Below are 9,930 nucleotides of genomic sequence, written 5' to 3'. Positions count from 1 at the left end.
ACATGGAGATAACGTGTTATCTGTATTTGATTCAAAGATTAAAGTAATTATTTTATCTCCATTAATAAAACTTTTTTCCTGATAGTATTGTTGAAAAAATTCTGAATTACTAGACTTTGGTAAATTTTGGTAATGAAGTTGATTCATAGCTAAGGTATTTGGTTCAAATTTCCAAGGTATTTGGTTCAAATTTCCATTGTGAAATATGTTGACTATGGATTTCTGAACTTACATGCTCTGTTTTGTTACGGCAGTTCTTCACCCCTTCTTGAAATATGAACTCCAAATCACTTTGATAGTTGATAATACTATACATCTTTTTGATAACTGAGATGCATTACTGAAATTCATTTTCCAACTTATTCAAACTTTTTATCTTGTAGAAGATTGATTCACTTTCGATTTTCCTGATAATTTCTTCTTTAGATAATTTGTTTGCAGAATTATTCTGATCGAAATCGTTGATTGTTATTCTTTTGGCATAGAGTTTTTAGCCACTGATAACATTTTGTGATTGAAATGATTCGTTCTCACTACATCCCGTACTTAGCACTACCATCCCAATAAATTTTAGGATCTTAATTCTTATTTTTCCCACTATACACTTCTTTGTCTAGATTTCGTTCAGCACATTATCGCTCTTTGTTGTTCCTAATTTGCACCTCCCCACCAACTGTGGCATGATAGTGTCGTTTGACTGACAGTTGGTTAGTCTGAATCATGTTCTTTTGGGGTACAGCTACCCCGATCTATCAGGAGGCTTTATGAATTGGAAACACTTGGCACTGGCTGGTGCTTTGGTTGTAAGTTGGGTTCTGCCCACACAAGCGCAGCAGCGCTTTGTTTCAATTGGAACCGGTGGCGTGACTGGTGTCTATTATCCGACTGGCGGTGCAATCTGCCGCTTGGTCAATAAGGATCGCAAGAAGCATGGGATCCGCTGTTCGGCTGAATCCACAGGTGGTTCGGTGTACAACATCAATACCGTTCGTGAAGGCGAACTGGAATTTGGTGTGGCTCAATCAGATTGGCAGTACCATGCTTACAACGGTACGAGTAAGTTTGCCGATCAAGGCAAGTTCAGTGACTTGCGTGCAGTCTTCTCGGTGCACCCGGAACCTTTCACCTTGCTCTCCCGAGGAGATAAGCCGATCCGTCGTTTTGAAGACCTGAAGGGTTACAAGGTAAATGTTGGTAATCCCGGTTCTGGTCAACGTGCGACGATGGAAGTCGTCATGGAGGCCTTCGGAATCAAGATGAGTGACTTTGCCCTAGCAGCTGAACTCAAAGGCTCCGAAATGGCTCAAGCACTTTGTGATGGCAAAATCGATGCGATGATTTACACCGTTGGCCATCCAGCTGCTGCTATTACTGAAGCTGTCACTACTTGTGACGTTGATTTGGTTGATGTCAAAGGCGCTCCGATCGATAAACTGGTACGTGAGAACAGCTTCTATCGAGTCGCTTCCATCCCTGGTGGAATGTATGCTGGGAATGATCAAGCGACATCGACGTTTGGTGTTGGTGCAACTGTGATTACCTCTACGAAAGTTCCTGACGATGTGGTGTATATCGTGGTTAAGGCTGTCTTTGACAACTTTGCTGATTTCAAAAAGTTACATCCTGCTTTTGCAAATCTGAAGGAAGACCAAATGATCAGCGATGGGCTTTCTGCTCCACTGCATCCCGGGGCAGTGCGCTATTACAAAGAGCGCGGCTGGATGTAAGCTGACAGGCAGTGACTTCTGTGACTGCCTTGATGCCTCCCGAGTTTCATGTCTATTTCTCTTCCCACCTCAGATCAACCGATTGGTGACGCACGGGTACGTGTTCTCTCTGGAACCTCTGCCCGTGCTGTCTTTTTCTTCTGCGTACTTTGGTCCCTTTTCCAGATTTATGTTGCCAGCAGCATTCCCTTTTGGCTTTCCAGCCTGACTGGAATCAGCCTTGTCTTCAATAATCAGGAAGTGCGCCAAGTACATCTTGCATTCGGCTTGGTGCTCGCTATGCTACTCCACCCATTTGGAAAAAACAGCACTCACACCATTCCTTGGTACGACATCCTGCTGGCCTTGCTAGGGGCCGGTAGCTGCTTCTACCTGCTCGTCTTCAAAGATAGTATTGCAGATCGTGCTGGACTTCCTACCACCTCTGATTTGATCATTTCTACAATTGGTCTTTGCTGTCTTGCATTGGCGGTCTACCGTGCTCTTGGTTTGCCACTACTCGTTGTGGCCGGAGTGTTCCTGTCTTACGTCTTCTTCGGTGACAAGTCATTCATTCCTGAAGTCATTCAGTGGAAAGGAGCCTCACTGAACAAGGCACTTTGGCATTTCTGGATGCAGACGGAGGGCGTCTTCGGGGTCGCGCTGGGCGTCTCCTCCTCGATGATTTTCCTCTTTGTCCTCTTCGGTGCCTTGCTCGAACGGGCTGGAGCCGGACAGTACTTCATCCAGCTCGCATTTGCTCTGCTCGGACACTTCCGTGGAGGTCCAGCGAAGGCGGCAGTAGTGGCCTCAGGTCTTTCAGGACTCTATTCCGGATCCTCGATTGCCAACGTGGTGACCACTGGCACCTTCACCATTCCGTTGATGAAGAAGACGGGCTTCACTGCCGAGAAGGCTGGTGCCGTTGAAGTTGCTTCTTCGACAAACGGCCAACTCACCCCTCCAGTGATGGGTGCTGCGGCCTTTCTGATTGCTGAATTCACAGGGACTCCGTATCTCTCGCTGATTCGTCACGCCTTCCTGCCAGCGTTGGTCTCCTACATCGCCTTGCTTTACATCGTTCATTTGGAAGCCCTGAAGCTTGGACTGGAAGGGCGCCCACGTCTCCCTACCCAGACAACGCTACTGCAGCGAGTAGCTGGTGTGCTGGCTGGTTTTGTTGGAATGGGCCTGCTGAGCATGGTGGTCTACTTTGGTTTCGGTTGGCTCAAAGATGTTTTACCTGGGCTAACGCTTGGTGCTGCCACCTTGTTGGTTGCTGGATTCTATCTGTTTCTAGTTCGGCTGGCTTCGAAGCTACCAGATTTGGATCAATCTGGAGAAGTGATTGATCTGGAGAAGCTTCCACCACCAGGAACGATTGCCCTCACAGGTTTGCACTATCTGCTACCGATTGTGGTGTTACTCTGGTGCGTATTGATCGAACGACTCTCACCGGCTTTGTCTGCCTTTTGGGCAACGATTGTGATGGCTACTGTGTTGGTCACCCAACATCCGCTTAAGGCTTGGTTCCGTGGAGAAAGTCAGTGGAGTAAACGTTTTCAACAGGGAACACAGGATCTTTGGCGTGGACTAGCCAACGGTGCTGAGAACATGATCGGCATTGGCGTGGCGACCGGAGTGGCTGGTGTAATCATCGGTACAGTTTCGCTGACTGGAGCCCACCAGGTGATCGGCGAATTTGTAGAGATGCTCTCTAGTGGTAGCCTGATCCTGATGCTTCTGCTGGTCGCTGTGATGAGCCTGTTGCTGGGGATGGGCCTGCCCACAACAGCCAACTATATCGTGGTCTCTTCGTTGATGGCCCCAGTGATTGTGTCGTTGGGCTCTCAGAATGGGCTGATCGTACCATTGGTGGCGGTACACCTGTTTGTCTTCTACTTTGGCATCCTAGCTGATGATACTCCACCAGTCGGACTAGCCGCTTTTGCAGCAGCTGCGATCAGCCAAGGGGATCCAATCAAAACTGGTATCCAAGGCTTCACGTATGATATCCGAACAGCGCTGCTGCCCTTTCTTTTCCTATTCAACACCGAGCTGTTGCTGATTGACGTCAGCTGGTTCAAAGGAATTTTAGTATTTCTGGTGGCTGCTTCTGCGATGATGCTCTTTGCTGCCGCAACCCAGGGCTACTGGTTGGTGCGCTGTCGTTGGTGGGAGACAATTGTCCTGTTGCTGGTGGCTTTCACGCTGTTCCGCCCAGGCTATTGGCTAGATCAATGGCAGGAACCCTGGCAGCGCTATGCTGGAGCAGAATTGACAGAGCAGTTGGAACAGACCGGACGCAACCTGACGGTGCGGCTAGATGTTGAGGGGCCTGATTTTGATCGTCCAGAAGAACTTAACAGCCTGACGATCCTGCTGGAGCTTAAGGCCAACCAGTCCCTGCAGCAGGCGCTGGATGAGAATGGAATTCTAATTCAGGTGGATGCCGAAAATGTTATTCTTGAAGAACCCATGCCTGGTTCCACCTACTTCCAGCCTTTCCAGCGTTTTGACTTCTACATGGATGATCCCGTACGCTTGATCGCAGTGCTTGAGCCACAAGCCAATCGTCCTGCCAAGGAGTGGTTTTATCTACCGGCATTGGCTTTGCTGGCCTTGGTCTGGTTGGCTCAACGTCGTCGTTCTCGTCTTGCCTCAGTTCAAGGATGATCATGTCCACGTCCCATGTCTTTCCGCGTCGTTCAGATTCTCAGTTGCCCACCGCTGTTGCTGGTGAAGGTTGCTGGCTGGTGGATGCCAAGGGTCAGCGCTATCTGGATGCTTCCGGAGGAGCTGCAGTCTCCTGTCTCGGTCATTCGGCCAAACCGGTGCTGGATGCGATCTGTCAGCAACTGCAGCAGTTGGCCTATGCCCACACTAGCTTCTTCACGACGGAGCCTGCGGAGCAGTTGGCTGATTTGTTGATCCAACATGCCTCGGGTAACCTGGATCGGGTCTATTTCGTCAGTGGTGGTTCGGAAGCGATGGAGGCTTCCCTTAAGCTGTGTCGTCAGTACTTTCTGGAAATCAATCAGCCGCAGCGAAGTCATTTGATTGCTCGACGTCAGAGCTACCACGGCAACACGCTGGGGGTGCTCAGCGCGGGAGGCAACCAATGGCGACGGCAACCTTTTGAGCCCTTGCTCTCCAGTGGCGTCTCACACATTTCACCCTGCTATTATTACCGTGGCGCTGAATCTGGTGAGCCTCCAGAAGAGTATGGACTGCGAGTGGCAAATGAACTGGAAGCTGAGATCCTGAGAGCTGGTCCAGAACGAGTCGCTGCCTTTCTCGCAGAACCAGTGGTGGGAGCTACGTTAGGAGCCATCGCACCAGTTCCGGGCTACTTTGGAAGAATCCGAGAGATTTGTGATCAGTACGGGGTACTGCTGGTGCTGGATGAGGTGATGTGTGGGATGGGCCGCACTGGCTCCCTCTTTGCCTATGAGCAGGAAGGGATTGCACCAGATGTTGTGTGCATCGCCAAAGGCCTTGGAGCCGGACTGCAACCGATTGGAGCGATGCTCTGCACGGACACGATCTACCAGGCGATTGCCCAGGGGAGTGGATTTTTTCAGCATGGACACACCTACCAGGGACATCCAACGGCCTGTGCTGCTGGGGTTGCTGTTCTCCAGGAGATGCTTTCACAGAATCTCCCCGTGCGAGTGAAAGAAAAAGGTGAGCGCCTATACCAAGTTCTGCAACAGCAATTTGCCGAACATCCGAATGTGGGGGACGTCCGTGGTCGAGGTCTCTTCCTTGGGATCGAGCTGGTGCAGGACAAACAAACGAAAGAGCCTCTCAATCCAAAATTCAATCTTCCGGAACAGATTCGCCACACCGCAATGCAGCAAGGTCTGCTCTGCTATCCGATGGGTGGAACGATTGATGGTCGACGAGGACATCACATCCTGCTGGCTCCACCGTTCATCATCAATGATGAGGAATTGGATCTGATCGTGAGCCGGCTCTCCTCTACTCTGAATGCGACCCTTCCTGCACTCGATCAAGCCGCATGACATACCTGATGGTTGCCCCGAATGGTGCCCGCAAGACCAAGACCGATCATCCTGCTCTGCCCGTAACCTCGCCAGAATTGGTACAGACCGCCCTGGCTTGCTGGCAAGTGGGAGCGCAGGGTCTGCATGCTCACATCCGCAACGCAGATCAGTCACATCTATTGGATGCTGGACGCTACCGGGAACTCCTCGCCCTGTTGAAGGAAACAGTCCCAGCACTGGAAGTACAGGTGACCACTGAAGCTGCTGGAATCTATCAGGCTCCTGAACAGCGCCAACTGGTGTTGGACTTGCGTCCGTATTGGATCTCATTGTCGGTTCGGGAAATGGCACGGGAGCCAGACAGCAAGGTTGTGCGGGATTTCTACGCTGAATTGTCCCAAAGCCAAATTCGTATCCAGCACATTCTCTATGACGCTAACGACCTACGACAGCTTTTTGACTGGATCACTCAGGGTGTGTTACCGCGTCCAGCATCTCTCTCGATCCTCTGGGTTCTTGGGCGTTATTCCATCGATGGCAACAGTGATCCTGCTGAGTTGAATCAGGTTGAGACTACCCTGCAGGCGCTGGAAACCGATATTCCGGAACAAGTGATGGTTTGTGCCTTTGGTCTAGGGCAGATCCCCTGCCTGGTCGAAGCGGCAAAGCGGGGTTGGGACTGTCGGGTGGGTTTTGAGAATGGCTGGTGGAAGCAGGATGGCTCAATCGCACAGGACAACGCAGACCTACTACAGGACTTACATGATCAACTGGGTCAGTGGGAAATGATTGTTTGAACAGGAAGAGGAAAGTACACTCTGGCTAATTGGCTGATCACATCAGCGATTCAACACTTACCAACAGGAGCAGCAGATGGATCTTGGATTGAAGGGCAAGAAAGCGTTAGTGACCGGTGGAACCAAGGGAATCGGACGGGCGATCGTGGAGGCTTTTGTGGGAGAAGGCACTCACGTAGCCTTCTGTGCACGCAATGCCGCCGAAGTGCAACAGGCCCAGGACGACCTGAGTGGCAAAGGCCCGACTGTGCTGGGAACCGCTCTCGATGTGGGGAACAAGGAAGCGCTGGAGCAATGGGTTCACGACTCTACCAAAGCATTGGGTGGTCTGGACATCGTCGTCTGCAACGTTAGCGCATTGGCAATTCCAACCAGCGAAGAGAACTGGCAGGCTTCCTTCAACATCGACGTAATGCACACGGTCCGGACTTGTACCACGGCGATCCCCTACCTTGAGCAGAGCGACTCAGCTTCGATTGTCAACATCTCAAGTGTCTCTGGACGAGAAGCCGACTTTGCTGGTGGACCGTATGGAACTGCTAAGTCTGCGATCATCGCCTATACAGCCCACATCTCTTTCTCACTGGCCTCCAAGAACATTCGTGCCAACAGTGTCTCTCCGGGCAACACCTACTTCCCCGGTGGGGTCTGGGAAAACATCGAGCAGGGCAACCCGGACCTGTTCAAGTTGGCGATGGACCTCAACCCAACCGGACGTATGGGTACAGTCGAAGAACAGGCCTTTCCTGTATTGATGCTTGCCAGTCCATTGGCTTCCCGTATCTCCGGAACCAACCTGGTGGCTGATGGTGCCCTAACCCGTGGGGTTCAGTTCTGAGGGCTTAGTTACTGAGCACCTTCCACTTGCCTGGAGGAACTTCCAGGCAGGCTTCAATGGCGACGGTGGCGATTACGGAGACAGTGTCGTGCACCTCGTCAACCACATTCATTCCTCCCTTGGTCACTTCGACCGATACATTTCCACGTGGCAATTCACGGGCAACGATATCCCGATCGACCTTTTTGGGTTCCTGCACTCCGACGGTGACGTTTACCTGCATCTTTTCATGGGAGATGTCGAGGGAGCGGAACAGAATCAGTGAGCTGTGGTGAATTGCATCCTGGACAGCCCGACAGGCAGCCTTGGTGTAGTTCCCACCGTAGAGATCATTGCCGGTACCAATTTCAAGAATAAGACGTTGCATCAGCGATCTCCGGGTTCAATGTCGAGGTAAACAACCACAGCAACATTAGCGACCGTGGTTGTACCCAGTCCGTTCGGCTGGGGAATGTCGAGTCCACCGTGGACCACGCTCACTGAACTCTTGCCGTGAGGAATCAGTTTTTGAACCTGCACCACGTCAACCTGATCGGGTTGTTGTACAGCGATTTCTAGCTCAACGATCATGTCTGCGGGAGACGCACCGAAAGCCAAGGGGAGATTGAGCGAGTTGCGGTAGAGGGCATCCTGGACGGCCCGACAGGCAGCCTTGGTGTAGTTCTGGCTGACCAGAGATACTCCCATGCCCAACTCCATCACCATTCTGGTTTTTGCCATGAATCTTCAAGGGTATTGGGTTGTGATCAATAGCGGACTTCCAGCTTCGGAAGCAGCAACGACAAGTTTTTCTCCGAGAGACAACGCTGGATTGAAACCGGAAAGCAGAGATCATCGGGGGATTGACTGCAAAAGTAAAATGGATAGAACATCCAGCGGTTCTATCCATTCATCGCATCAGGGAAAGCAACGATGGCCCAACTCGAATCACAGCGTCACCTCTTCGAGATTTCTCCAGAGATCGCCTACTTCAACTGCGCTTACAATGCACCCTTGTTGGTTGAGTCAGCCAAGGTGTTGATCGAGGGTGTGTTGTCGAAGTGTCAACCTTGGCAGCGCAAGCCCAACAATTTTTTTGACGATGCTGAGCAATTCCGGAAGCTGGCCGCAAGAGCACTGGGTGGTAATTCGGAATGTTATGCAGTGATCCCATCTGCCAGTTACGGGACTTCGACGGTGGCTCGGATTTTTGAAGAGAAGCTCAGTCGAGGTGATGAAATCATTGTGCTGGAGAAAGCCTTCCCTTCAGAATACCTACCCTGGCAGCGGCTCAGCCAGGTTACCGGAGCCCAGCTGGTAGTTGTGCAGGCGCCAAAGGACTTCAACTGGACCCAGGCGGTGCTGGATTGTCTCACACCTCAAACCAAGCTAGTGGCCATCCCTAATTGTCATTGGACAAATGGTGCACGGCTCGACCTGTTGGTGATCAGTGAGGCCACACATTCATTGGGAGCTTGCCTGAGCCTGGAACTTACTCAGTCGCTGGGTGCCCTGCCCTTGGACATCGAGCGAGTGCGTCCTGACTTCGTGGTGGCAGCCGGCTACAAGTGGTTGCTCTTTCCATATGGACTGAGCCTCTTCTATGTAGATCCACGCTGGCATGGGGAACGTCCGTTGGAGGAGACCTGGCTCAGCCGGGAGGGCGCTGAAGTCTTCGAGAGACCTCTGGACTATGAGGCACCGTATCAATCCGGAGTCCGGCGATTCGAAATGGGCCAGAAGAGTATTCCCTCGTTGCTACCGGGTGGATTGGTTGCGCTGCGGCAACTTGGGGACTGGGGAGTGATAAACATCGCAGACACTCTGGAAGCAATCAATGACCGGATCACACAGGTGCTGGAAGAGATAGACTGGACTCCGGTTCCCAAACAACACCGCAGTCCTCACCTGTTGGGAGCATCGTCAAAGAGAAGAGTGTCTGAAGACTTTGTGGGGAAATTGGCTGAGCAAAATATCTTCGTTAGTTATCGAGGGGATTCACTACGGATTGCCCCACATCTTCATATCAATGAGCAGGATTTGGAGAGGTTGCTTGGGGTGTTGAGGGACAGTTGAATGTTCACAGGAAGGCTGACAGTCTTCGACATTGGTACTCTCCTCAAAAAAGTTCAAAAGTACCTTAAGCCACTGTCCATGAAAAGTAGGCACAAACAGTTCACAATCTTGGAAATCGAAACACTGATTGACTGAGCCTACCAGCTATCCTCAATGGATTTTTCGCCCACCTCGTATCCATACCGCTGGTAAAGTTTGAAGAAGCAGAGAAAGCGCTTCGTATCCTTGGGCAGCTTTGGAAACTTCTGCAGTTTTTTCGCGTACATTTTTAGCAACACCTCGGCGATGTCGAAGTCGAACGCAAAGGTGGCACCGGAGCTGATGTTGAATTTCTCAAACATCAACACCCGTGTGAATAAAAGCATCTCCGGCTCAAAGGACTGGCTCATCCCGATATCGGTCAAGATAACAGGCTCAAGATCTGGATTGAGGCAGTCCTGAAGTTCAAGAGCACAGACCCTAGAATCAATGTAGAAAAGCTGAAAAAGAAAAGTAGTTTTTGGCTCTCCCTCGGATCTTCGCAG

10 protein-coding genes are annotated in these 9,930 nt (G+C 51.1%); 6 read left to right on the top strand and 4 right to left on the bottom strand.

Going from position 1 to position 9,930, the window contains the following annotated elements:
- A partial coding sequence (locus P8O70_02435) for a hypothetical protein (protein MDG2195742.1) occupies window positions 1-189 on the bottom strand: 189 nt, incomplete at its 3' end.
- A 575-nt stretch (window positions 190-764) separates the two neighbouring features.
- Here P8O70_02435 and P8O70_02430 point away from each other — a divergent pair.
- From P8O70_02430 to P8O70_02410, 5 genes are all read left to right on the top strand, one after another.
- Window positions 765-1,727, top strand: coding sequence for a TAXI family TRAP transporter solute-binding subunit (locus tag P8O70_02430; protein ID MDG2195741.1), 963 nt, complete (start codon window positions 765-767; stop codon window positions 1,725-1,727).
- A 48-nt stretch (window positions 1,728-1,775) separates the two neighbouring features.
- Window positions 1,776-4,382 carry a TRAP transporter permease gene (locus P8O70_02425; protein ID MDG2195740.1) on the top strand — a complete coding sequence of 869 codons (2,607 nt, stop codon included), beginning with the start codon at window positions 1,776-1,778 and terminating at the stop codon, window positions 4,380-4,382.
- A gap of 2 nt (window positions 4,383-4,384) precedes the next feature.
- Window positions 4,385-5,734 carry an aspartate aminotransferase family protein gene (locus tag P8O70_02420; GenBank protein MDG2195739.1) on the top strand — a complete coding sequence of 450 codons (1,350 nt, stop codon included), beginning with the start codon at window positions 4,385-4,387 and terminating at the stop codon, window positions 5,732-5,734.
- Window positions 5,731-6,513: a 3-keto-5-aminohexanoate cleavage protein gene (locus tag P8O70_02415; protein MDG2195738.1), complete on the top strand. Its 783-nt coding sequence runs from the start codon at window positions 5,731-5,733 to the stop codon at window positions 6,511-6,513. Before P8O70_02420 ends, P8O70_02415 begins: the two co-directional genes overlap by 4 nt.
- A gap of 76 nt (window positions 6,514-6,589) precedes the next feature.
- Entirely contained in the window at window positions 6,590-7,351 is a 762-nt protein-coding gene (locus P8O70_02410; GenBank protein MDG2195737.1) for an SDR family oxidoreductase, read from the top strand.
- A 4-nt stretch (window positions 7,352-7,355) separates the two neighbouring features.
- On the opposite strand, the gene P8O70_02405 is transcribed toward P8O70_02410, so the two are convergent.
- Window positions 7,356-7,718, bottom strand: coding sequence for a Lin0512 family protein (locus P8O70_02405; GenBank protein ID MDG2195736.1), 363 nt, complete (start codon window positions 7,716-7,718; stop codon window positions 7,356-7,358).
- Window positions 7,718-8,071 carry a Lin0512 family protein gene (locus P8O70_02400; protein MDG2195735.1) on the bottom strand — a complete coding sequence of 118 codons (354 nt, stop codon included), beginning with the start codon at window positions 8,069-8,071 and terminating at the stop codon, window positions 7,718-7,720. Before P8O70_02400 ends, P8O70_02405 begins: the two co-directional genes overlap by 1 nt.
- 192 nt (window positions 8,072-8,263) lie before the next feature.
- Between P8O70_02400 and P8O70_02395 the strand changes: the two genes are divergently transcribed.
- The gene (locus P8O70_02395; GenBank protein ID MDG2195734.1) at window positions 8,264-9,406 is read left to right on the top strand and encodes an aminotransferase class V-fold PLP-dependent enzyme; all 1,143 of its coding nucleotides are present in this window, start codon (window positions 8,264-8,266) and stop codon (window positions 9,404-9,406) included.
- Window positions 9,407-9,543: 137 nt separating this feature from the next.
- Here the strand turns inward: P8O70_02395 and P8O70_02390 are convergent.
- The coding region (locus P8O70_02390) for a hypothetical protein (GenBank protein MDG2195733.1) at window positions 9,544-9,930 on the bottom strand (387 nt) is incomplete at its 5' end.

This window comes from SAR324 cluster bacterium, assembly GCA_029245725.1.
Classification (GTDB): domain Bacteria; phylum SAR324; class SAR324; order SAR324; family NAC60-12; genus JCVI-SCAAA005.
The sequence above is the reverse complement of the archived record's forward strand: the minus strand, read 5'-3'. Positions and strand labels throughout refer to the sequence as shown.